This is a genomic window from Lactobacillus sp. B4026 (assembly GCF_026535825.1).
In the GTDB taxonomy this organism is placed as follows: Bacteria; Bacillota; Bacilli; order Lactobacillales; family Lactobacillaceae; genus Lactobacillus; species Lactobacillus panisapium.
The window spans coordinates 12,469-34,767 of the sequence record NZ_JAFNPD010000001.1; the positions used below are offsets into that span (position 1 = coordinate 12,469).

25 protein-coding genes and 1 riboswitch are annotated in these 22,299 nt (G+C 37.9%); of the genes, 23 read left to right on the plus strand and 2 right to left on the minus strand.

The annotated features are described in order from the left end of the window. Positions 1 to 404: 404 nt before the first annotated feature. Positions 405 to 1,061 (plus strand): nitroreductase, encoded by a 657-nt coding sequence (locus J3U69_RS00190; RefSeq protein ID WP_220232819.1) that lies wholly within the window; start codon positions 405 to 407, stop codon positions 1,059 to 1,061. A 77-nt stretch (positions 1,062 to 1,138) separates the two neighbouring features. Further along, positions 1,139 to 2,491, plus strand: coding sequence for a hemolysin family protein (locus J3U69_RS00195; protein WP_103751951.1), 1,353 nt, complete (start codon positions 1,139 to 1,141; stop codon positions 2,489 to 2,491). 41 nt (positions 2,492 to 2,532) lie between these two features. Here the strand turns inward: J3U69_RS00195 and hpt are convergent, their stop codons facing one another. Continuing rightward, on the minus strand, positions 2,533 to 3,102 hold the full coding sequence (gene hpt / locus J3U69_RS00200; protein WP_103751952.1) for a hypoxanthine phosphoribosyltransferase: 570 nt from the start codon (positions 3,100 to 3,102) through the stop codon (positions 2,533 to 2,535). Positions 3,103 to 3,329: 227 nt separating this feature from the next. Between hpt and J3U69_RS00205 the strand changes: the two genes are divergently transcribed. The 4 genes from J3U69_RS00205 to J3U69_RS00220 all read left to right on the plus strand — a co-directional run bounded on the left by J3U69_RS00205 (position 3,330) and on the right by J3U69_RS00220 (position 6,638). Beyond that, positions 3,330 to 4,412 (plus strand): M42 family metallopeptidase, encoded by a 1,083-nt coding sequence (locus J3U69_RS00205; protein ID WP_267412653.1) that lies wholly within the window; start codon positions 3,330 to 3,332, stop codon positions 4,410 to 4,412. Positions 4,413 to 4,482: 70 nt separating this feature from the next. Next, positions 4,483 to 4,574: riboswitch (TPP riboswitch) on the plus strand. Positions 4,575 to 4,618: 44 nt separating this feature from the next. Continuing rightward, positions 4,619 to 5,197 (plus strand): ECF transporter S component, encoded by a 579-nt coding sequence (locus J3U69_RS00210; protein ID WP_103751954.1) that lies wholly within the window; start codon positions 4,619 to 4,621, stop codon positions 5,195 to 5,197. Between the two features lie 163 nt (positions 5,198 to 5,360). Continuing rightward, positions 5,361 to 6,107 (plus strand): tyrosine-protein phosphatase, encoded by a 747-nt coding sequence (locus tag J3U69_RS00215; RefSeq protein ID WP_267412654.1) that lies wholly within the window; start codon positions 5,361 to 5,363, stop codon positions 6,105 to 6,107. Between the two features lie 42 nt (positions 6,108 to 6,149). Further along, the gene (locus J3U69_RS00220) at positions 6,150 to 6,638 is read left to right on the plus strand and encodes a cupin domain-containing protein (protein ID WP_267412656.1); all 489 of its coding nucleotides are present in this window, start codon (positions 6,150 to 6,152) and stop codon (positions 6,636 to 6,638) included. 74 nt (positions 6,639 to 6,712) lie between these two features. Here the strand turns inward: J3U69_RS00220 and udk are convergent, their stop codons facing one another. Further along, on the minus strand, positions 6,713 to 7,354 hold the full coding sequence (gene udk / locus J3U69_RS00225) for a uridine kinase (RefSeq protein ID WP_103751957.1): 642 nt from the start codon (positions 7,352 to 7,354) through the stop codon (positions 6,713 to 6,715). Positions 7,355 to 7,535: 181 nt separating this feature from the next. On the opposite strand from udk, the gene J3U69_RS00230 reads away from it, so the two are divergent. The 17 genes from J3U69_RS00230 to J3U69_RS00310 all read left to right on the plus strand — a co-directional run bounded on the left by J3U69_RS00230 (position 7,536) and on the right by J3U69_RS00310 (position 22,286). Then, positions 7,536 to 8,411, plus strand: a complete 876-nt coding sequence (locus J3U69_RS00230; protein WP_267412657.1) for a LysR family transcriptional regulator — start codon at positions 7,536 to 7,538, stop codon at positions 8,409 to 8,411. Between the two features lie 94 nt (positions 8,412 to 8,505). Next, entirely contained in the window at positions 8,506 to 9,990 is a 1,485-nt protein-coding gene (locus tag J3U69_RS00235) for an FAD-binding protein (protein WP_267412658.1), read from the plus strand. Positions 9,991 to 10,003: 13 nt separating this feature from the next. Further along, positions 10,004 to 10,738, plus strand: a complete 735-nt coding sequence (locus J3U69_RS00240) for an SDR family NAD(P)-dependent oxidoreductase (RefSeq protein ID WP_220220819.1) — start codon at positions 10,004 to 10,006, stop codon at positions 10,736 to 10,738. Positions 10,739 to 10,751: 13 nt separating this feature from the next. Further along, the gene (locus tag J3U69_RS00245) at positions 10,752 to 12,209 is read left to right on the plus strand and encodes an FAD-dependent oxidoreductase (protein ID WP_267412659.1); all 1,458 of its coding nucleotides are present in this window, start codon (positions 10,752 to 10,754) and stop codon (positions 12,207 to 12,209) included. Next, entirely contained in the window at positions 12,202 to 13,383 is a 1,182-nt protein-coding gene (locus J3U69_RS00250; RefSeq protein ID WP_267412660.1) for an MFS transporter, read from the plus strand. Before J3U69_RS00245 ends, J3U69_RS00250 begins: the two co-directional genes overlap by 8 nt. 178 nt (positions 13,384 to 13,561) lie before the next feature. Next, positions 13,562 to 14,032, plus strand: a complete 471-nt coding sequence (locus J3U69_RS00255) for a hypothetical protein (RefSeq protein ID WP_267412662.1) — start codon at positions 13,562 to 13,564, stop codon at positions 14,030 to 14,032. Between the two features lie 3 nt (positions 14,033 to 14,035). Further along, entirely contained in the window at positions 14,036 to 14,764 is a 729-nt protein-coding gene (locus tag J3U69_RS00260) for a GntR family transcriptional regulator (RefSeq protein WP_267412663.1), read from the plus strand. A gap of 121 nt (positions 14,765 to 14,885) precedes the next feature. Next, positions 14,886 to 15,308, plus strand: coding sequence for a PTS sugar transporter subunit IIA (locus J3U69_RS00265; RefSeq protein WP_220232828.1), 423 nt, complete (start codon positions 14,886 to 14,888; stop codon positions 15,306 to 15,308). 18 nt (positions 15,309 to 15,326) lie between these two features. Next, on the plus strand, positions 15,327 to 15,800 hold the full coding sequence (locus J3U69_RS00270; protein ID WP_267412664.1) for a PTS sugar transporter subunit IIB: 474 nt from the start codon (positions 15,327 to 15,329) through the stop codon (positions 15,798 to 15,800). Positions 15,801 to 15,815: 15 nt separating this feature from the next. Continuing rightward, positions 15,816 to 16,601 (plus strand): PTS mannose/fructose/sorbose/N-acetylgalactosamine transporter subunit IIC, encoded by a 786-nt coding sequence (locus J3U69_RS00275; RefSeq protein WP_220232830.1) that lies wholly within the window; start codon positions 15,816 to 15,818, stop codon positions 16,599 to 16,601. Continuing rightward, positions 16,591 to 17,433, plus strand: coding sequence for a PTS system mannose/fructose/sorbose family transporter subunit IID (locus J3U69_RS00280; RefSeq protein WP_267412665.1), 843 nt, complete (start codon positions 16,591 to 16,593; stop codon positions 17,431 to 17,433). The genes J3U69_RS00275 and J3U69_RS00280 overlap by 11 nt, the downstream gene beginning before the upstream one ends. A gap of 19 nt (positions 17,434 to 17,452) precedes the next feature. Further along, positions 17,453 to 18,457, plus strand: a complete 1,005-nt coding sequence (locus J3U69_RS00285; protein ID WP_267412666.1) for an SIS domain-containing protein — start codon at positions 17,453 to 17,455, stop codon at positions 18,455 to 18,457. A gap of 285 nt (positions 18,458 to 18,742) precedes the next feature. Beyond that, positions 18,743 to 19,468 (plus strand): GntR family transcriptional regulator, encoded by a 726-nt coding sequence (locus J3U69_RS00290; protein WP_267412668.1) that lies wholly within the window; start codon positions 18,743 to 18,745, stop codon positions 19,466 to 19,468. Then, positions 19,468 to 20,157, plus strand: coding sequence for a GntR family transcriptional regulator (locus tag J3U69_RS00295; RefSeq protein WP_244986842.1), 690 nt, complete (start codon positions 19,468 to 19,470; stop codon positions 20,155 to 20,157). Before J3U69_RS00290 ends, J3U69_RS00295 begins: the two co-directional genes overlap by 1 nt. A gap of 14 nt (positions 20,158 to 20,171) precedes the next feature. Next, complete coding sequence (locus J3U69_RS00300) at positions 20,172 to 20,639, plus strand: PTS sugar transporter subunit IIB (protein WP_103751960.1); 468 nt, start codon at positions 20,172 to 20,174, stop codon at positions 20,637 to 20,639. A gap of 17 nt (positions 20,640 to 20,656) precedes the next feature. Further along, positions 20,657 to 21,484, plus strand: coding sequence for a PTS mannose/fructose/sorbose/N-acetylgalactosamine transporter subunit IIC (locus tag J3U69_RS00305; RefSeq protein ID WP_103751961.1), 828 nt, complete (start codon positions 20,657 to 20,659; stop codon positions 21,482 to 21,484). Further along, the gene (locus tag J3U69_RS00310) at positions 21,465 to 22,286 is read left to right on the plus strand and encodes a PTS system mannose/fructose/sorbose family transporter subunit IID (RefSeq protein WP_103751962.1); all 822 of its coding nucleotides are present in this window, start codon (positions 21,465 to 21,467) and stop codon (positions 22,284 to 22,286) included. Before J3U69_RS00305 ends, J3U69_RS00310 begins: the two co-directional genes overlap by 20 nt. The last annotated feature ends 13 nt before the right edge of the window (positions 22,287 to 22,299 follow it).

Genomic DNA, 22,299 nt, shown 5'->3' on the forward strand with positions numbered 1-22,299 from the left:
CCATTTTTCATTTTAAAATAGGACTAGTAATGCTTGGGTGATTTTGGTAATATAATTATTAGGATACATGAATAGCTTTGTTTAACCAAATCAGAAAAAGTCTATGAATAAATTAAACAAAATGTGAACAAAATGTGAACAAATTCTTTGGCGGTCTTTTTCTAATGGCATTGCAATATTGTCGATTATTTATTAAGATTATTAGTATATATATAACTGGCTTTTGCAAATAGTATATTCAGATTTAAGCTTCAAAAAGTCAAACAGATGTTATAAGTTATGCATTAGTTTGTCTCAGCCATGACTTAATTCCGTTTTCGGAATACTATTTTGCCGAAAGTAAAGTATAAATAAGTAAAGTATTATTGTTATGCCAAGTTTAGTTTGTAAGGATTTGAATGGTAATGGAATTTAATGATGTCTATAATCAAGAACGAGTAACACGCAAATTTACTAATAGGAAAGTTAATGAAAAGTTATTAGCCAAAATAATTGAAAGAGCCCAGCAATCACCATCATTACTGAATTCTCAACCTTGGAAGGTTTATATCTTAGCTGGAGAAGCACTTGCTGGATTAAAAAAAGAAGTAAAAAAGCAAATTGATACTGGTGTTGATCCCCATGAAGATTTCGCAAAAATGTTATCGCTTAACTGGGAATCATTTCCGAGCCAAAATTTAGCTGCTGTCGGAGCATCGCAACCGTATTTCTTCCATAATAAAATGGATCTTTTTGAAGACTCAAATAATACGATGTTTAATGCCCAAGATGTAGTCTTCTTAACAATTCCCAAGGCATCGCCTGCCTGGTCTGTTTATGATTTGGGGATTTTTTCACAGAGTATAATGCTTCTGGCGATTAATGAAGGAATTGCTGTTATGCCGGCTCATTCAATGGTGTCATATCCAGAATTAGTCAGGAAATATGCGAAAATTCCTAATGATGAATTAGTCGGAATGGCAATCGGTTTAGGCTATAAAGATAAGTCTGCCGAAGTTAATGATCCTAAGTATATTCCTGCAAGATTGCCGTTCAAGAAAATCTATAAATTAATTAAATAAGAAAACATTTTTATCAAGATAAAGCGCTATTAATGTTAAAATATATCAAATGATTTTTACAAAAGGTGATATAAATTTTGAATACAGCTCAAATAATTACTAATTTAATAGCAACTTTAGTGATTTTTGTTTTTGCAGCCTTCTTTGTTGCTGCCGAATTTGCATTAGTCCAAACAAGATCAAGTCAGCTAGAAGATATGCTAGCAGATAATACTGGTAATAGCAGGAAGGTTAAGCGTGCTTTACATATGACGCATAACCTGAATGAGTATTTATCGACAACGCAAGTCGGCACAACTTTAGTTGGCGTTGTTTTAGGTTGGTTTTCTGCCGATACGTTTGCAGCGATTTTTGCAAATTTATTTAAACTAACTCAACTTAATCATTCTGTAGTGCGTTCCGTTAGTGCTCTTTTAGGGGTAATTTTATTGACTTACCTAGAAGTAGTTGTGACGGAGATTGTTCCGAAAAATATTGCAATTGACATGCCAGTCAAAATATTGCTGGGAATTGTTACGCCATTGCAATTATTTCATACTTTGGTTTATCCTTTTGTCTGGCTTTTAAATACCAGTTCCAATGGTTTGCTTAAAATTATGGGCTTTGAGCCAGCAGATGAGGAAAATCAGGTTTATTCGCAGTCTGAGATTATTAAATTATCCCGGAAGGCTGTTCATGGTGGGTCTCTTGATAAAAACGACCTGACATACATGCAGCGTGCTTTTGAACTCAATGATAAAGTCGCAAAGGATATTATGACGGACAGAACTAGGCTAGTCGTGATTAATTCAACAGATACGATCAAGCAAGCACTAAAAATGTATCTTGATGAAGGCTCAAGTCGTATTCCTGTGGTCCGCGATAATAATAAAGATGATATTGTAGGCTATATTTATGCTTTCGATGTGGTTCAACAAAATGAAATAGATGATCAGGTCCCTGTAACCCGCATCATTAGAACAATGATCACCGTCCCGGAATCAATGCCAATTCAGGATATTTTGCATTTAATGATAAAAAAGCACACGCCGATTGTTTTAGTCGTAGATGAATATGGTGGAACTAGCGGAATTGTGACTGATAAGGATATTTACGAAGAGCTCTTTGGTACGGTTAAAGATGAAATTGATGATGTTTCAGATGACTATATTATCAAAGATAAAAAGGGCAATATTCATGTTTCGGGTAAAACGACCTTATATGATTTTGCCAGATATTTCCGCAAAGACCTTAAGAGTTTCCAAAATAGTGATATTATCACTATTGGTGGCTATATGATGGAACATTATCCAGAATTAAAGAAGAATCAAACGGTTGAGCTCGAAAATTTTGAATTTAAACTTGAAAATATTGAGCAGGGCTTTATGCGGTGGTTTATTGTCAAACCGTTAGCACCAAAAGCTAATAAAACAACAACCGAAGAAAACTAACTGATAAATAAAAAAGGAGCTATTTGAATAGCTCCTTTTTATTATTTATTATTAGCTAGCTTGATGACTTCAGGCTTGAGAACGCCAATGTAACGCAAGTTACGGTAGAAGTTCATAAAATCCAGACCATAGCCTACAACAAACTCGTTTCCGACTTGTGAACCGTAATATTCAACCTCAACGTCAACTTTTCGATTAGCTTCCTTATTCAGTAAAACGCAGCACTTAACGCTTTTAGCACCACGCTTTTGGAGCAAATCCTTCATATATTTCAAGGTTAATCCGGTATCAACGATATCTTCAACGATTAAAACATCACGATCTTTGACATCTGTTGCCAAGTCAGAAATGATTTTTACTTCGCCAGAAGATTCAAAACTATCGCCGTAACTAGAAACGTCCATAAAATCAATTTCTTCTTTGACGTTCATTTCACGCACTAGGTCAGTTAAAAAGAAAATTGCTCCTTTTAACGCACCTATAACTAACGGCTTTTTACCAGCATAATCTTCAGTTAATTGCTTACCCAATTTGACACACATTTGGTGAATATCATCTTCGGTAAACAATTTATGATCAATAATATTATCAATATTGTCGTTTTTCGGCATTTATTTACCCTTCACTTAAAACTCAAAATTCCTAATAAAATCGATTATATCATTTTTAATATGAAAAAGTAGCTCGTTTTAAACTTTTTTAGCAGTTTTGTACCCAAATTACGGACAAAATTGTTAATTTTGCTAAAAGCAGTAGGATTATTTCAGAAATAGCTTAAATTACTGCTTTTTGCTACAATGAAACATAAGGTTTAATAAGCGAAAGGTCAATTACAACGATGGAAAAAGAACAAGAAATAAAAATGCTCAAAGCTTTTTCGGATGCTAATTCAACTTCCGGCTTTGAAGGTGAATTCGTTAAGCTTTTTACTGATACAGTAAAGGATATTGCTGATGTAAAAGTTGATGGGATGCTCAACGTTTACGCTGCTAAAAAAGAAAATCAGGCTGGCCGGCCAATCATTCAGCTTGATGCCCACTCTGATGCCGTAGGTTTTATAACTCAGGCAGTCAGACCAAACGGAATGATCAAGTTTGTTCCGCTTGGCGGCTGGGTTAAATATAATATTCCAGCTTTACGGGTAAAGATTAGAAACCGTGACGGTGAATATGTTCCTGGCGTAGTGGCAACTAAGCCACCACACTTCATGACTGAAGAAGAACGAGACAATGTACCAGAAGTAGAAGATATGTCAGTTGATGTTGGTTCTAGTTCTCGTGAAGAAACAATTAATGACTATAAAATTGATACGGGTTGTCCCATTTTTGTTGACGTCAAGTGCGAATACAATGAAAAAACTGGTCTTTTCTTCGGTAAGGATTTTGATGACCGGTTTGGTGCAGCTGCAATGGCTGATGTTTTGGCTAATCTTAACGGCGAAAAGACTGACTTTAACGTTGTAGCCGCACTTTCAAGTCAAGAAGAAGTCGGCTTACGGGGAGCGTATGTAACAGCTAGAAGTATTAAGCCAGATCTAGGGATTGTGCTTGAATCATGTCCAGCAGATGATACATTTACTCCAAAATGGCTTTCTCAAACAGGCTTAAAGCGCGGGCCAATGCTGCGTGATATGGACACTTCATTTTTGCCTAATCCAAAATTCCAACAATACGCATGTGAAATAGCGGATAAAAACAATATTCCATATACTCGTTCGGTTCGGACCGGTGGCGGACAAGATGGTGCGGCAATTTACTATGAAAATGGTGCGCCAACAATTGTTATCGGAATTCCAGTGCGTTACGAGCATTCGGCCTACTGCTTTAGCGCATATCAAGACTTTAAGGCCTCAGTTGACTTAACTTGTGCAATTATCCGTGATTTGACTAAAGAAAAGTTGGCTAGTTTTAGTCAATTTTAATTAAATTGCTAGTTAATTGAATAACTTAAAATGTCTGCTTGATATTGTGTTATAATAGGCAAAAAGATAAGAAAGTCACTAGGGGTGCCACATTTAGCTGAGAAATACCCTCCGAACCTGAACAGGACAATACCTGCGCTAGGGAAGTGTTATTAAGTATATTAGAGTACTCCTACTGACTTAGAATGTTAGTTAGGAGTATTTTTATGTTTACAAGATCATCAAAATGGAACGTTAAAGCAATTATCCTGATTGCTTTAATTGGAATTATTATGGGAGTAATCTACACTTATGGATTTAATTGGGCTTACAATTTAATTAAGTTATTACTGCTTCCGACCGGCTTTGCTCCGGTAACAGATACTGTTTTTTCTGGATTATGGCTAATGGCAGCTCCCTTAGCGATGTATTTCGTGCCAACGGTTGGTTCAGGAACAATTGGTGAAACATTGGCAGCAGTTGTTGAAATGGCTATTGGCGGCCAATGGGGCGCAGTAACAATTTTGTCTGGTGTGATTCAAGGTGCAACTAATGAAATTGGCTTTTTCCCGCAAAAAAGTCGGTATCAAGCATTTTCTTGGCAAAGCGTACTAACAGGGGCCTTTTTTGCCGGCCTTGGTAGTTTTATTCCAACATATTTTTTGTACGGCTGGAGTAAGTATAGCATCCAACTGCAAGTTATCATGTTTATTACTTGTATACTCTCTGCGCTTGTCTTTGACGGCGTTTTGGTAAAATTGATTACTAACTTATTTGATCAGGCATTAAAGCCCAAAATTGCTTAAATTAAAATTAGCACCGCAAAATATTTTTTGCGGTTTTTTTATAAAAAAGCCTAAGAAACACAAATTAGTTTGCGAAAATCATGGACGTAGAATTCAATAAAAATTATAATATTCCTTTATGAAAACCAAAAAGTTTTAATAAATAATAAGTTTAAGGAGAATTATGACTACAGAGATAACAAATTGGCGTTCATTAGGTGGCTATGTTAGTTCGGATGGAAGAAAGGTTAAAGAAGGGCTACTTTTTCGTTGTGGTCAACTATTTGATTTAACCGACGAACAAAAAGATCGTGTTCAGAACTACTACAAAATAAAGCGACTGGTTGATTTTCGCGGTGATGAGGAGAGACAAGAATATCCAGACTATCTTTGGTCAGAATTAGATTATGAAATAATTGATGTGCTAAAAGATACTGGCACAAATCAGGCTAGTGTTGATGAAATCGTTTCGGCCAACAGCCATGTTGAACAGGACATGCTGAAAACCTATGAAGAATTAGCATTGGCAGAATCTGCTAAGCAAGGCTATCACGACTTTTTGCTAACGTTAATGACTGATCCAGTTCCAGTTGCCTTTCATTGCTTTGCCGGTAAGGACCGAACAGGGGTAGCTGCAGCCTTAATTTTAAAGAGCTTGGATGTTAGTGAGGAGCAGATTTTTACTGACTACTTAAAAACAATTTCTGCTCGTAAAAAAGCTAACGACGAAATATTAGAATACTTAAAAGATAAGATGGATCCTAATAACCTTAACGATGTAGCAATTGCGTTAACTGTTGAACGCCAATACCTGGAAAGATACTTTTCAACCGTTAAAAAGCATTACGGTGATTTTGATCACTACTTTACTGACGGCTTGAAACTGCCACAAGATTTTAAAGAGCAAATGCAAAAGAATTACTTGGTTTAACTTAATGAAGTTGACTAATTGAGCGTGGAGAGAGCAAAAATTATGAACCGAGAAGATTATATTAAAAGTTTGAACCTTGAGCCTCACCAAGAAGGAGGCTGGTTCCGTCAAATATATACTAGTGATGAGCAGTTCTTTAGTCAGGATAGTCAAGCAGATAGATTTTACTACACTTCAATTTATTTCTTACTTGATGATCAGAGCTGTTCCCATTTTCACCGCTTAAACCATGATGAACTATGGTATTATCATGACGGCACGGCGATTACAATCCACTGTATTGCTCCAGATGGTCATTATTATGCAGTTAAATTAGGTAAAAGAATTGATCAAGGAGAAGTCTTGCAATTTAAGGTGCCAAAAAACACCATCTTTGCCTCAGAAGTCACGGAGCCAGATAGTTTTTGTCTGGTTAGCTGCATGGTTTCTCCCGGCTTTGACTATCATGATTTTGAAATGCCCCACAAACAAGATTTGTTAAAACAATATCCAGATTATGCTGAAGTAATTAAGCGGCTGGCAAATGATTAAAATGAATAAGAAAACGCCAAATTCTAAAGCTAGAATTTGGCGTTTTTTTGATGCTAATTTGGTTTATCAGTTTTTTATCTAATATTTTCGCTTAAAACAGAGTGTACCTTAGTGGTAAGCATGTCGATGGCAACATTATTTTCGCCGCCTTCAGGGATGATAATGTCTGCATAGCGTTTGGTTGGTTCAATAAATTGGTGATACATTGGCTTAACTGTATCTAAATATTGTTCAATGACCGAATCAATCGATCTACCCCGTTCCTTAATGTCACGCTCTAATCGTCTGATAAAACGAATATCATCATCCGTATCAACGTAAACTTTAATATCCATTAAATTACGAATCTCTTCACTTGCCAGTACTAATATTCCTTCAAGAATAATAATATCGGCAGGCTCGATATGGATAGTTTCTTTGCTTCTTGTGTGTTCTTTGAAGTCGTAAACGGGCATTTCAATTGGCTCGTATTGTAATAACCGATTTAATTGCTCCTCTAAAAGTGGAATATCAAAAGCATCAGGGTGGTCATAATTGATATTCTGTCTGATGTTCATCGGAATACCAGTATTATCTTTGTAATATGAATCTTGCGTCATAATTAAGACGTGTTCATTTTCCTGCATTTGGTCAACAATTTTGTGAGCGATGGTAGTTTTACCGCTGCCTGAACCACCGGTAATTCCTATCACAACGGGTTTTTCAAGTTTAGACATTGAGACACTCCTTTTTATCAAATAACATTTTACTTTACTTTTCCTTGAATTACCAACGGTTAAGGTAAAAAACATCTTTTTCTTCATAAAAAAACCAAAATTTATGGTTTAATCTGTCATTTTTTTCTCTATGATGAAGATGTGAAGAAAATAACTTGGTTGAATTAAATAGGTGAGCAAAATGAATTATAACTTGATGCCGGTCAAATACTTTATTGATGTGGTGCAGACTAACGGGTTTATTTCAGCGGCTAAAAGAAATTATGTTTCTGAAACTGCCGTTAGTTCAGCAATTAAAAAACTTGAAAGTGAATTAGGCCAAAAGTTGTTGAATCGGTCTGCAGGAGAATTATCGTTAACCCCGGTGGGAAAGGAATTTTACCACAGAGCGGTTGAAATTGTTGATTTGTATACAGAAATTTGGCGTCATCCCGATCCTCATCCTGACCAATTATTGCGGATTCATTTCTTTCAGGGATTAGAAAACGAAACCGCTAAGTTTGCTGCTAAATTGCCATCGTCTTATGAAATTAGTTTTGATGAAGAAAGTTTATCTACAGGGATAAAGCGATTAATCAACGGTAACTTTGATTTGCTAGTTGGCTTCCAACTGGCTTTTGTTGGTAATACTAAAATCTTAAGTTGGCCCTTTGAAAAAGTTAGCTTCGATTTATTGTTTAACAAGCAAGAATGCGAACAATTTCACGGAGAAATAAAAGATTTAGCGCAAAATTGCACGCTTTATATGCAAAATTGGAAGACAACTGGAATAATGGATATTCAAACGGCGATGTTAGATGCCTATAATCGTGATGACTGGGGGCACGGAACAGTTGCGGAAGTCAATAGCTTTGCTGCCGCTTGCTTGAAAGTAAATTTTGGTGGCGGGATGACTATGGTTCCACACTCATTTACTTTGCCGAAGTATTGCGACAATATTAATCGGATTGCACCGCGGCACTTAAAGCAGGCGTTTAACGTGGTGATTGCTCTTAGTCCAGCAATCTCTGACGATGTTAAAAAAATGGTGCAAAAGGTAACAACTTTAAGTTATTGATGATAATTTTTTGATGTTAGCGCCTTCAAATAAAAAGACTTAGAATTCAATTGTAACCAAAATCACAATTACTAGAGAAAGGGTGAAGTTACAATTGGATTCTTTTTCAACTAAAGTTGTTGTTGTCGGCTCTGGTTCATCTGGTTCATCTGGCATCTCAGCTTGCTTTGAACTTTATCAACGAAAAGTACCTTTTATTTTATTAGAAAAGGGCGATAAAGTTGGGGGTGCCGGAAAGTTTGGTGCCCATGGTGTTTTTGCCATTAATTCACAGGAGCAAAATAAGCGACACGTAAAATATGGCTATCGCGATGCCTTTAACGGTCTGACCAATTATAATCACTATTTTGTTAACGGCGAATTACTCAGTCGCTTTTTACAAAAGTCGGGGGCAAATATTGACCGTCTAAGCGAGATGGGGTTGCCAGTAACCGTTGAGCAAAGTGAGCAAAAGGCGCATCTGGATGATCCGCTTGTGTACCATAAATTTAATAATTTTAACGAAAAAATGGCCAATTGGGATAAGTTGCCCGCATTGTTCACCGCAGCTGGAAACAAGGTTTTACTTGAGACGGCAGCTGTTGATGTTGAATATGATAACGGCTTAACGGCAGTCATTGCGCAAACTAAAGACGGGCAAAAAATTACCATTAAAACTGAAAAAGTTATTTTTGCGGATGGTGGTTACTGCGGTAACCAAATGATGCTTGAGCAAAAATATTCCGATGCAGCCGAATTTCTGAATTTAGGTGAGCGCAAGTCGGACGGAACGGGAATCAGAATTGCGCAAGCACTTGGTGCAGACACGCGCCATAATCCGGTGCTGTTTGCTCATGGTTGTGCGCCTAGTCGAACAATCAATCCGATGAGACGGGAAAGTTCTGTCGAGGCATTGACCAACTTGCCTTTGTTATGGCTTGATCAGACAGCTAACCGGTTTGTAAACGAAGATGTTGTTTACGATTTTGCTATGTGGGGAAATGCTGCCCATAATGTGAATGGCAAATATTACGTTATTGTTGATCAAGCAACAATTGATACCTTTAAAAAGACTACAGTAGGACTGGAAGATACATTCGAACGCCAATTTTGTGATGTTGGTCAAACGCCAAAAACAACTGTTGGGCCTTTGCCAAATATTCAGCAAGACTTTGACAATGCTGTCAAAACGGGCGAAGTGGTGAAGGCAGGCACGTTAGAAGAGTTAGCTCAAAAACTGGGCTTGCCGCAAAAAGCGCTTGATAAGAGTATTGCAAAATATAACGACGCAGTTGAGCAAAAGCAGGATAAGACCTTTTTAAAACCAGCTGCAGAACTGTTATTCACGGTTACTCAAGGCCCGTTTTATGCTATTTGTGAGCATTGTGCCATTCTGGGAACTTTAGATGGTGTAAATGTGGACCGTAATTGTCAACCGGTGAGAGAAGATGGTTCGCCAATTAGAGACATTTACGTCGTTGGTAATAATGCGAATGGATTATATTCGGATGGTTATCCAAGTTATGAAGGAATTGCAAATGGTTTTGCATTCGTTTCGGGGTGGATTGCCGCACAAGAAGCAATCAAAAGTTTGAATTAGGAGGTTTTTTACGATGTTAGAAGGAAAAGTTGCTGTTGTTACTGGTGCTGCGCAAGGAATTGGTTTTGCGATTAGTGAAGAATTTGCTAAGCAAAAAAGCGATGTTGTGTTGACCGACTACAATCCAGAGGTAACTAAAGTTGCTGCTAAACTCAACGAACAGTACGCCGGTAAAATTAAGGGCTTGGTTTTAAATGTTATGGACACAGCTAGTATCAAACAGGGTCTGCAAGAAATTATTACCGACTACGGTAAGATTGATTATGTGATGAACAATGCCGGCGGTGGCGTGCTAAAACCATTTGCTGAATTGACAGATGAAGATTTTGACAAAACTGTGAACTTAGATTTGCGCGGAACCTTTTTATGCATGCGTGAAGAAATTAAATTGTTTTTGAAACAAGGCTATGGCTCAATTGTTAACACCAGTGCACTCGGAAGTGTTTATAACCCGGGTGGAATGGGCGCGTATAATGCTGCTAAAAACGGCATCATTGGTATGACGCAAGCAGCGGCAATTGATTATGCGGATAAGAATATTCGGGTAAACAGTGTAGCACCGGGCTTAACCAAAACACCACTAAATGAAGGTGGCTTTTTGGATAAAATTCTACCAACTGTTCCAATGAAAAGGGCAGAAACTGCTGCAGAAGTTGCCAAAGTCTTCGTTTTCGTTGCTAGTCAAGCAACCTTTATGACAGGCCAAACCATTTTAAGTGATGGCGGTGTTTCTGTCGGCTTGAAGTAAGGAGGCGTTAGTAATGTTTCCTAAAAAAACAAACTATGATTTGGTCATTGTGGGAGGCGGTCTTGCGGGACTCGCTGCTGCCGTTAGTGCCGGAGAAAGTAATTTGACAACGTTGGTGCTCGAAAAAGGGCGAACACTTGGCGGCGATGGTAATTACGTTGAAGGTGCAATGGGTATCGATAGTTATTTGCAAAAAGAGCAAAACATCGCGATTGATGCTGGTGAGTTGCTACAAGACGAATTGAATTATTCTCATTATGAGGCCAATGCCCTACATTTACGCAAATATCTTTCAGCTAGTGGCAAAATTATTGATTGGCTGCATTCTTTAGGAGTTAACTTTAGCAAGGTGGGTCCGCAGGGTAAAAGCTGGCCAACTATTCATACTTTTGCCGGCGGTGGGCACGCGGTAGTTGAAATTTTACAGCAAAAAGCCACCTCATATGGGGTCGAAATTGTTAACAGTATCAGTGCCCAGCGAGTTATACAACGCAATGGTCACGTGACCGGCTTGCTTTTAAAAAATGAGGCAACCGGGCAGTACAGAGAAGTTGCAACCTCAAACGTTATTTTAGCTACGGGTGGTTATGTTGATAATCCGGAATTAGTTAAAAAAAGGATCCCTAACACTACACGCTTGCTTTCAGTTAGTGATGGTAAATCCACTGGGGATGGACTTCGCTTGGCTTGGCAAGCTGGCGCGGATCACTATCAAATGGGTGCAATCCAGTATGGTGGTGGTGCTATTTTAGATAAAACACGTCCCGCCTATGTTCATATGCCAGCACAACTAGCTGCCGCTGCAACCCAGGAAGCCATCTTATGGGTAAATGAACAGGGGAACCGATTTATTAATGAGGATGTTAACGACAATATGTGTCACGCCGGAAGTGCCCTTTTGACCCAATCACGGACGTTTTCAATTTTAGACCAAATGGCAATTGATCATTTGACTAATGTGGGTCTTTATAAGGAAGTTGGTAATTCGCCTGTTTCTCCAGCTAAATTTGCTAACCTAACTAGTGAAATCGAACGAGACTTAGCAAATCACGAAAAGTATTTGACTAAGGCAGCCTCGATTACGGAACTAGGACAAAAGCTCAACTTACCATGTTTAGCCCAAACAATTGCCCACTATAATGAATTGACGACTCAAGGCCGCGATACGGATTTTGGCAAGGCTAAAGAGTACCTGACGCCAATTACAGCTGGGCCATTTTATGCCGTAGAACTAGGAATTGGTATGGCCTGTGCAATTGGCGGAATCCGTGTTGATAACGACAGCGCTGTCCTTAATAGTTATGGTTATCCTTTGCCCGGATTATATGCTGCAGGTAATGACGCCGCTGGCATGCTGGTGGGTGACACATATGCGGTTACGCTTCCTGGCAGCACTGCTGGTTATGCAGTCTTTTCCGGACGAAATGCGGTTATGAGCACTATTGCAAAAAGCAGGCTGACTAATGGATAAGCAAGAAAAAGTCTCCGTTTCAAAAACAAGAATTGGTGTATTAGCTGTTAGTATGATGGGGATGGCTGCCTTAGCAATTACGCCATCGTATGCCGCAATTGCGCGAACTTTTTCTCTAACTAATACTGGTGTGCAAATGCTAACTTCACTGCCGAATTTATTTATGATGTTGGCCGGAATTATCATTGGCAAATTGACTGCCAGCAGGTTTAACCTGAAAAACCTAACGCTTTTAGCGATATTATTAGTAACTATCGGCGGTTTGCTACCACTAGCATTTCATACTAACTTTGCTTTTTTGGTCTTTTGTTCTTGCTTAGTCGGATTAGGTCAAGGTGCCTGTACAAACTTAACGCAAGTCCTAATCTCACAAATTTTGCCTAAAAAAGAACGCGAGTCAACAATGGGATTATCGACCACTTTTATCAATATCGGCGGTGTTGTCTTTATTATGGGAGGTGGCCAGCTTGCCTCAATGAATAGTTGGGTCAATAATTATTGGATTTACCTATTTTCATTATTGATTCTGTTAGTTGTTTTAGTATTACTTCCGTTTAGACCTAAAGTGCTTGAGCAAAATCAAGCTGATGGGCTAAGCACCAAAATCGTGCTTAACAAATATGTTTTTTACAGTGCTTTATGGGCCTTTTTAACCATGCTGCTTAATAATGTCCTCAATAATAATATTTCATTATTTGTTGTTCATGAACATCTCGGCGCCACTACGCAAGCTGCTTTTACTTCAACCATTTCCCTGATTGGTGGCATGTTATGCGGCTTAATTGGCAAAAGGTTTAAATACTCTTCAATTGCACTTTCCTTTTTTATCTATGGGTTGGCGTATTTACTGATCGGCGTCTTTCATTCTTTGTTAATTGTCTTTGTTGGCAGCTTTTTGGTAGGAGCTGCTATGAGCATTGCAATGGGACAATTTCCCTATTTGATTTCAATCTCTGTTGCTGATAATAGTGTTTCAATGGCGTTAGGAATCTATGTGGCGATTTATTCTGTCGGAGGCGTAATCAGTCCGTTTGTAATTAATCCGTTGACAAGTTTAGTTAAAAATATGGGGTTAAATGTTTTTTCAGTTAGTGGAATTTTAGCCCTTGTTATTGGGTGTGTTTGCTTACTAGCTAAATATCAAAAAAATTTGGTTAATAATGCGCAAGCCTAAAATTAATTTTAAAAAATCTTCTGTTGCATCAAGTATTTTGTAACGGGAGATTTTTTTATTTCTAAAAAGTTAACCCTTAAAATAAGCATTGGTACTGGGGCTAAATGGTGGTAAACTGCATTTTGAATTAAATTTTTAACTGTGTAATAAGTGGTTTTTAATTGATGGGAGAAAAGAATTGGAAATAATTGATTTAAAAAAATATTTAACACCCGTTGAAAACCAGAATAAAAATAAGCAATTGGAAGTTGTGCTTTTTTCTGATCAAGTGCTAGCAGGTTCGAATTTTTATAATACAATTTTTCAGAAAAATGTTCCGCAATTGCGTAAACGAATTTTTACTGTTGCCAAAAATGAAAAAGTAATTGAAATAATTACGTCACTAATTCCCCAGACAGGAGTTTTCCCACCTCAACTTCATGATGTTGAAGCCTGGATAGACCAAAAGCAGCAGGTAGATAAAGTTGATAATGATATTATGCTAACTTGGCCTAGTAATGATGAAAAGAAACTACTTATGCATCATCATAAAGAGCCAGAACAACAAGTCTTGCTGCGAAAGGCATTTTTTAAAAGCAAAGACCAAGAAATAATTAGATATGAAGAAAATGCCATGCTACCCGGCTATTTTAAATTACAAAAGAGATAAAAGATGAGCTCATTTTTATACCAAGATGCTAAAAAACAAATTTTAAATTTAATTTCTACTGGTCAATTTAAGCCTAATGCCAAGATTTGGAATGAACGAATCTTAGCTGAAGAACTTGGCTATACCAGGGCGACGATAAAAAATGCTATTAACTCTTTAGTTGAGGATAATATTCTAGAAAAGCGCCGTGGTGACGGCACTTATTTGGTTAAGGGGGCACTTAATAACGCTTTTGAAATTGGGGACGATTCACCGAATTCATTTACCCAGATTATGAAAATAAATCAGCGTCAGGCCGTTAACCGGGTAGAGTCTTTTAAATTAATTTATGATGATCCAGAACTGGCGCAGGTATTTGCCAACCAAGACAGTGCTTTTTATGAATTATGTCGAACTAGGTCAGTTAATAGCACCGTTATTGCCGTGCAGAAATCGTATATTCCGTTTCGTCTTTTTGAAGATGCTCATCGCTATGATTTCAGTAAAATGTCCCTCTATGATTACATGGACTATCAAAATCACAAGCCAGTCAATTTTCAGACTGAAATAGAAACGCGCCCACTAGATGATAACGAATTTGTTGTCGAAAATATTCATTTAGACCAAGCCAAATATGCGTATTTGCTATTTTTGGAATACCGTGGTTTTACAGCCAAAAATGAAATGGTTGAATATACGAAGTCATGGTACAACCCAGACTTTATAAGCTATAAAATCAACGTCAAACGGTAAATGGTCGCAATATTGGTCGCAAAAAAGGAATTACTTTAGAAAGCGGTTCCTTTTTATATTGCCTAAAAAAGTTTCGGGGATTAAATTAAGTTTTGTAGACAACAGAAAGGGAGGAAAAGTTATGGAAGTAGTCTTGGCAAGTCATTCCAACTTGGCCAAAGGAATGTATGAAACAGTTTCACTCATTATGGGGAAGCAGGAAAAGCTGCATTATCTTACCGCCTATGTAAATGGTGAAGATGATTTTAGCGACCAATTTGAAAAAGTAGTTGCACCAATTGCTGAACAGCAAATAATTTTTGTAACTGATTTACTTGGGGGATCAGTTAATAGTCAATTAATGCGAAAAGCAGAAAAGAATCCTAATTACTTGCTTGTTGCAGGGATGAATTTACCTTTCGTAATTGAGCTAGTTAATTTTATTGCTAATCAAAAAGTTGAACTTGCAACAGTGCGCAAAAAATTACCCGCTTTAATTGCGGTTGGTCAAAAAGGATTGCAGGTAGTTGAATTTTCTGACACTGCGGAAGAGGACGAATTTTAATGAAAGGGAGATTGAAAAATGATAACTATGACGAGAATTGATTACCGCTTACTTCATGGTCAAGTTGCATTTGCTTGGACAAACAACTTATCAGCCAATGCCATTTTGATTGCTAATGACGAAGTAGCAAATGACGTCTTTCGGAAGAAAACATTTCAACTGGCAAAGCCCGACAATGCTAAGTTGATTTTCAAAACAATTGAAGACTCAGCCAAAGCGATAGCTAGTGGAGTAACCGATAAATACCGTGTCTTCATCGTGGTTGAAACAATTGCGGATGCCTATCGGCTAGCAATGCAGGTCCCAGAGATTAAGGTAGTTGACCTAGGCTTGGCAAATGACAAAGACGGGGCAATTAATATTGCTAAGTCTGTTTACGTTACTAAAAAAGAGATTAAGCAACTAACTGAACTCGAAGATAAGGGCGTGCAAGTGCTAGTTAAACAGGCACCAGGCGATTCGGATATTGAATTTTCATCATTAATTAAATAGTTGGAGGCAATAAGTATGGCTTTACAAATTATTGGAATATTTTTGGTCGCTTTAATTGCTAACATGCAAGATTTTTTAGGTTCATCGTTTATTGGGCGACCAATTGTAACTTGTTTATTTATTGGCCTAATTTTTAATAACGTCCAACAAGGCCTGATTATCGGCGCTACTTTAGAATTAGCGTTTCTAGGTTTGATGGGTGTTGGGGCAACGGTTCCTCCTGATGAAATTATTGGAGGCATTTTGGCAACGGCGCTAGCTTTAAAAAATGGCTATGGAGTCAGTGTGGCCTTAACCTTGGTTTTACCGATTGCTACCTTAGGCTTACTCATTAAAAACCTGCTATATGTTGTGATTTTTCCGGCAATGGCGCATAAAGCTGATGATTATGCCGACAAAGGTGAAGTTTCAAAAGCTGGTAATATGCATTTGTGGGCCTCGTTTACGCGAATTATTATGATGGCCTTAGTAACAACAATTTCTTTTGCCTTAGGTAGTAATCTGGTCGGTGCATTTGTCAAACTAATTCCCAAGTTTTTGATTGATGGGATTACCGTGGCCACTGAGATCTTACCAGCCGTGGGTTTTGCCATGTTAATTAATATGACTTTTTCTAAAAAAGTTGCACCATTTTTCTTTATTGGTTTCGTCTGTGCGGCATATTTGAAACTTGATATGATTGCCGCCTCAATTATAGGTGCGATTTTTGCTGGCATGATGTATCTAATCCTTGAAGAGATTCATCAAAATAATGGTGCGAGTGCTGCTAAGGAGACAGAGGTGCAAGAAGATGACTTTTAATAATACCAATTCAATCAAAAAGGAAGAAAAGAAACTAACTAAAAAGGACTTAAATGGTATTTTTTGGCGAAGCATGCCAATGGAGGCCTCTTTTAACTATGAGCGAATGATGAGTATGGGCTTTGCATACACAATGACTGGCATTATCAATAAGCTCTATGACAAAAAGGAAGACCGCAAAAATGCAATTAAGCGCCATCTGGAATTTTTTAATTGTACCTCGGCCACCTCGCCGTTTATTGCTGGTGTACTCGCCTCAATGGAAGAAAAAAATGCCAATGATCCCGAATTTGATCCCAGCTCAATTAATACGATGAAAACTGGCTTAATGGGACCTTTATCCGGTATTGGCGATTCGATTTTCTGGGGCAGCTTGAGAATTATCGCCAGTGGAATCGGAGTTTCACTGGCACAGAAAGGCAGTATTTTAGGACCAATATTATTTATTCTCATTTATAATCTGCCCAACTTACTGGTCCGTTATTACGGCACAATGTGGGGCTATAAATTGGGGACCAATTTTGTTGATAAAATGGCTTCAGGTTTAATGAATTCAATTACCTACGCTATTAATATCTTGGGCAATACGGTAATTGGAGCAATGGTTGCCTCAATGGTCGTAATAAATCTGCCGGTTCAATTGAGTGGTGGCAAAAATCCGGCAACAATTCAATCGCTGTTAAATTCAATCATGCCGGATTTACTACCGCTAGCGGTTACCTTTTTCATTGCTTGGCTGTTAAAGAAAAAGCATGCCAAAATGATGTGGCTATTATTAGCAATTCTAGCAATTAGTATTTTAGGAACATTTTGTGGCTTCTTAAAACCATAAAAAATGAAAGGATAAATAAATGTACTTTGATCAAACAGATTTTTTAAATAATTATCAGGCTGCAGTGGATGAGTTGGATCACGTTGATCAAATTCTATCTGAATTAAGACAGAAAAAATTTAAAAATATTTTCTTTACTGGTTGTGGGGGCTCATACACCAAGTTTGTCGATTTACGCCCAATGATGTTTAAGAAATTACCAATTCCCTTTATGATTGCTGCGCCAGACGAACTGGTAAAGATGTATGCCGCTGAAGTAACGGAAGATAGTTTAATTGTGGCTGGTACTAAAACCGGGGAAACAACAGAATTAGTTGCTGCCCTTGAGCAAATTAAAAAAGAAAAACCGCAATGTACCATTATCAGTTTTATTGGCGATGAAAATAGTCACCTGGAAAAAACCAGGGTCGTTGATTATCGGATTAAGTCAATTGATACAGATGCTAATCTTCTTGAATTAGGTTGGTTTATCAGTAATTTTACGCAAGAAGCCAGCTTGAACCAGCTAAAAATGCAAAAGTCACAGCTAGCAGAAATGGGTGCAAAAGTTGCTGCTGGGATTGCGGACCTGGTTCCTGCAACATTAAATCATGTTAACAATACTGATATCACCAAAATGCAGATGTGGGTCGGTTCTGGAACCGTTTGGGGAGAAGTGTGCTGTTTTGCCAATTATTTACTCGAAGAGATTCAACATATTAAGGCCCAAGCAATTAATTCCGGTGAGTTTTTCCATGGTCCTTTTGAATTAATTGATAATAACCAGCCTGTAAGTGTTGTAGTTAATAGCAATGCAAATCGAAAAGAAGATTTGCGGGTGGTGGACTTTGTTACTAAGTTTGCAAAAGATCCGTTAATAGTTGATGTCAAAGAGTTTGACTTAGCGGAATTTGATGAAGATCTTAGGACATATGTTGAAGCATATGCTTTAAATCACTACTTTGATACAATGTTTAAGATGTATGCGGTAAAAACAGGAAAATCGGCCAAAACTAGGCGTTACTACCGTTTATTAGATTATTAAGTTTAAAATATTTCAGTAGTTAAAGTGGCTAGTTAAAAAATTGAACAGAGCATTATTTGCGTTATCACGCGTAAATAATGCTTTTTTGTTTCCTTTTAGATAAATTAGCTAATTTTGTTTTAATAAAGTATTGACTCTATTAATGAAAGCGATTACTATTACTTTGGTACCGAAAAATGATGATTTATCATTTAATTTTAGAAAAAGGCCGGCTTTAATGCATTTTTTGACCATATTTCTTTTCAAAAAAATACATTTATTTTAAAAAGAGAACCAAAAAGCAAAATGGAATATAAAGAAAGAACTGCTGCTACACAAGCACAAGAATATTTACAGGACTTAATTCAATTTAAATTAGAAAAACCAACTTTACCGGCGCAAAGAGAGGTAGCAGACAACTTAAACGTTAGTCGCAACGCCGTTTTGCACGCGCTGGATAGACTGAAAAGTGAAGATCAGGTTGTAGTAAAGGAACGAGCTGGGGTGGTTGCTAACGCGAAGATAGACATTAACATGCTAGGAATGGAGTCAATGACTGCGGAGTTAAAAGACCAGTCTGTTGCAATCAAACATGTGGCAACGCAAATTATTGCCACACCTAGGAGATTACAGGCTTTCTTTGGCACCTCAGTTAAGCAGGTAATTAAAATTAGCCGAATAAGGCTCAAGTCTGGTATTCCGTTGACCTATGAAATTGTTTACCTTGCTGCCGAAAAGTTTGCTGACCTTGCAAAAGTTGATTTTACCAATAAGCCTTTGTATGAATTCTTACAGAAGCGTTATCAGCTCAAACCGGCATACGGAAGAGAGAATATCAGCTGCTTTTTAGCTGATGAAAATATTAGTGAAGTCTTAAAGATCGCACAAGATACGCCATTATACTGTGTCAATAGTTTTAATTATTTAGAAAGTGATGAACCACTGGAAGCAACCACCCAATATTTGATTGGTAGCAGTTTTAAATATCATTTTATTGCTAACAATATTTATGATTACCGCGAGGAAGAATAGTGCTTTTTAAAGAAATTTATACTGACTTGGATGCAAAAATTGCTGCTGGTATTTATGCTCCAGGAAGCAGTTTGCCAACCGAAGCCGAATTGCAGCAATTCTACCAAGTAAGCCGAACCACGATTAGGAAGGCTGTTGATCAGTTAGTGGCGGCCAAAAAAGTGGTTCGCAAAAAGGGTAGTGGATTATTCGTTGCACCAACCATTTCAAAGCAGAATATCTTGGAAATGACTGGTGTTATTAAACCACCATATTTAGACTCATCAGATATGATAAAATTTAAAGATAGTTATTTAAGATTAGTTGGTCCGTATTATGCCGACATTTTTAAGATTAGTTCTAATGAACTTTTATACTATATTTCATTTATTACCCTGATTAAGAATCAGTTGGCTTGGGAAAAGCTGCTACTTCCGTTAGCATTATTTCCTGATTTTGATCCCAGTTGCTTAAAAGTAACCTCAATTATTGAAGCTGTTGCTGCAGGCAAAGAGCGACCGGAAAACCTGTTTCAGGATTTTCAGTTAATTAAAGCAACCGATGAGGTCAGCAAGCAGCTGGGGATTAACAAACAAGGTCCTGTTTTTAAGACGACCAATCTTTTTTCAACTAATGATAGCAAAATTGTAGCTGTTGAGTACCGGCTGCAAGATGCTTTAACAACTAAGTACTCAATCGATTTTAATTAATGGAGGAATAGAAAATGATTAAGCTTGTAAGGGTAGATCACCGGCTGGTTCATGGTCAAGTCGCTGTTTCCTGGTTTAATAGTTTGGACGTTAATACCATTTTTGTCGTAAATGATGATGTGGCGCATGATGATTTTCGTAAATCAGCGATTAGACTGGCAAAACCGGAAAATTCAAAGTTGGTCATGAAATCAGTGGATGACAGTATTAAAGCAATTAATTCTGGTGTAACTGATAAATATAAAATGCTGATCGTAGTGGAATCAGTTGCAGATGCTTTTAAATTGATTAAAGGCACTGGAGATAAGATCACCGGCTTAAACCTTGGTGGCACCAAGCCTAGAACAGATACTAAAAATTATTCCAAAACCATCAACTTGACTTCGGAAGAAGCCGATGAGCTGACGGAATTACAAAATGATGGTGTTGAGGTTTGGATCCAGCAGGTTCCAAGCGATGATAAACAAGAATTTCATAAATAAAGTGTGGGAGCTAAGTTATGAATGTATATTTGACTGCAATTATTTTGGCATTAATTGCAATGTTGGGAAATGGTGAGTATTTCTTAGGCTCATCAATGCTATCTAGGCCACTGGTTACATGTACGTTGACCGGTTTAGTGCTGGGAAACCTGCACCAAGGAATAATAATGGGGGCTACTCTTGAGCTGGCTTTTGTTGGTTCCTTTTCTATTGGCGCTGCGATTCCACCAGAAATAATCTCCGGGAGTGTTTTAGGAACGGCATTTGCCATTGAAGCTGGTAAGAGTACGGCAGTTGCTTTGACACTGGGGATTCCAATCGCCTCATTAGTTTTAGTAATTAAGAATTTATGCTTTATCTTTATTTTGCCGTACTTCGTTCACCGTGCTGATAAATATGCCGAGCAAAGTGACGGTAGCGGAGTGAGTCGGATGAATGTCCTCGGCGGCTTTTTCTCCGTTAACTTGCCAATCGGGCTTGTTGTTGGCATTTCCTATGTGTTGGGTAGTCCAGTAATTAAAGGGATCTTAGCAGTAATACCGCAATTTATTATTAATGGGTTAGGAATTGCCACAGGTTTGCTGCCAGCATATGGTTTTGCCTTGTTAATGAAGATGATGATTAACAAGAAAAATGCCACTTTCTTTATTATTGGCTTTGCTTTAGCAGTTTACCTTAAGATTTCCGTTACTGGCGTTGCCATCTTCGGTGCTTGCTTAGCCCTTATTTTAACCGGCTATTCAGCTTTTAAGGGTGAGCCAATGGTTAATGCAGCGACAAGTTCAAATAGTGGAAAAGAAAATACTGATGATGGAGGCATTGATTATGAAGATGAAGAATTCTAAGCTGCTCACCAGAAAGGACTTAATGAAAACCTTCTGGCGCTCGTTTACGATGGAATGGGCTTGGAATTATGAGCGTCAAATGAACTTAGGTTACGCTTATTCAATGGTTCCAGCCTTGCGTAAGATTTACGGTAAAAACAAGGAAAAATTAAAGGCAGCTTATCAACGGCACCTTGAATTTTATAATGTAACACCTTGGCTCAGCACTTTTCCATTAGGAATTTCGATTGCCATGGAAGAGCAAAATGAACTTGACCCTGACTTTGATGCCGCTTCGATCAACAACATTAAAGTTGCATTGATGGGGCCATTAAGTGGAATCGGAGATTCCTTCTTTTGGGGCACATTGCGTGTTATTGCAACGGGAATCGGAACTTCGCTAGCCTTGCAAGGAAATATTCTTGGTCCAATTCTCTTTTTACTGATATTCAATATCCCCGCTTTATTAGCACGTTACTATGGCCTATTTGTTGGCTACAATGTTGGTTCATCGTTTATCGATAAGGTTCAAAAAACCGGTTTAATGGATAAACTGACCTATGGTGCTTCGGTCTTAGGCTTAGCGGTTGTCGGCGCGATGGTGGCGACAATGGTCACACTCAAAATGCCGTTAAAGATTGGTAGTGGTGCAGAGGCAACAACCGTTCAAAAGATTTGTGATGGAATTGTTCCTGGTATTCTGCCATTACTCTTTACCTTCTTTATCTTCTGGTTAGATCGTAAAGGTTGGAAATCACAGTATATTTTGCTGTTGATTGCTGCCATTGGTATTTTTGGTGCTTGGTCAGGACTATTAGGCTAAGTTGATTAGGGAG

Bases quoted from the DNA above. Each gene is read 5' to 3' on its own strand.
- J3U69_RS00285 (WP_267412666.1), top strand. From the start codon at position 17,453: ATGTACTTTGATCAAACAGATTTTTTAAATAATTATCAGGCTGCAGTG.
- J3U69_RS00205 (WP_267412653.1), top strand. From the start codon at position 3,330: ATGGAAAAAGAACAAGAAATAAAAATGCTCAAAGCTTTTTCGGATGCT.
- J3U69_RS00240 (WP_220220819.1), top strand. From the start codon at position 10,004: ATGTTAGAAGGAAAAGTTGCTGTTGTTACTGGTGCTGCGCAAGGAATT.
- J3U69_RS00280 (WP_267412665.1), top strand. From the start codon at position 16,591: ATGACTTTTAATAATACCAATTCAATCAAAAAGGAAGAAAAGAAACTA.
- J3U69_RS00210 (WP_103751954.1), top strand. From the start codon at position 4,619: ATGTTTACAAGATCATCAAAATGGAACGTTAAAGCAATTATCCTGATT.
- J3U69_RS00215 (WP_267412654.1), top strand. From the start codon at position 5,361: ATGACTACAGAGATAACAAATTGGCGTTCATTAGGTGGCTATGTTAGT.
- J3U69_RS00190 (WP_220232819.1), top strand. From the start codon at position 405: ATGGAATTTAATGATGTCTATAATCAAGAACGAGTAACACGCAAATTT.
- J3U69_RS00290 (WP_267412668.1), top strand. From the start codon at position 18,743: ATGGAATATAAAGAAAGAACTGCTGCTACACAAGCACAAGAATATTTA.
- udk (WP_103751957.1), bottom strand. From the start codon at position 7,354: ATGTCTAAACTTGAAAAACCCGTTGTGATAGGAATTACCGGTGGTTCA.
- J3U69_RS00230 (WP_267412657.1), top strand. From the start codon at position 7,536: ATGAATTATAACTTGATGCCGGTCAAATACTTTATTGATGTGGTGCAG.
- J3U69_RS00305 (WP_103751961.1), top strand. From the start codon at position 20,657: ATGAATGTATATTTGACTGCAATTATTTTGGCATTAATTGCAATGTTG.
- J3U69_RS00260 (WP_267412663.1), top strand. From the start codon at position 14,036: ATGAGCTCATTTTTATACCAAGATGCTAAAAAACAAATTTTAAATTTA.
- J3U69_RS00265 (WP_220232828.1), top strand. From the start codon at position 14,886: ATGGAAGTAGTCTTGGCAAGTCATTCCAACTTGGCCAAAGGAATGTAT.
- hpt (WP_103751952.1), bottom strand. From the start codon at position 3,102: ATGCCGAAAAACGACAATATTGATAATATTATTGATCATAAATTGTTT.
- J3U69_RS00275 (WP_220232830.1), top strand. From the start codon at position 15,816: ATGGCTTTACAAATTATTGGAATATTTTTGGTCGCTTTAATTGCTAAC.
- J3U69_RS00250 (WP_267412660.1), top strand. From the start codon at position 12,202: ATGGATAAGCAAGAAAAAGTCTCCGTTTCAAAAACAAGAATTGGTGTA.
- J3U69_RS00220 (WP_267412656.1), top strand. From the start codon at position 6,150: ATGAACCGAGAAGATTATATTAAAAGTTTGAACCTTGAGCCTCACCAA.
- J3U69_RS00245 (WP_267412659.1), top strand. From the start codon at position 10,752: ATGTTTCCTAAAAAAACAAACTATGATTTGGTCATTGTGGGAGGCGGT.
- J3U69_RS00300 (WP_103751960.1), top strand. From the start codon at position 20,172: ATGATTAAGCTTGTAAGGGTAGATCACCGGCTGGTTCATGGTCAAGTC.
- J3U69_RS00310 (WP_103751962.1), top strand. From the start codon at position 21,465: ATGAAGATGAAGAATTCTAAGCTGCTCACCAGAAAGGACTTAATGAAA.
- J3U69_RS00270 (WP_267412664.1), top strand. From the start codon at position 15,327: ATGATAACTATGACGAGAATTGATTACCGCTTACTTCATGGTCAAGTT.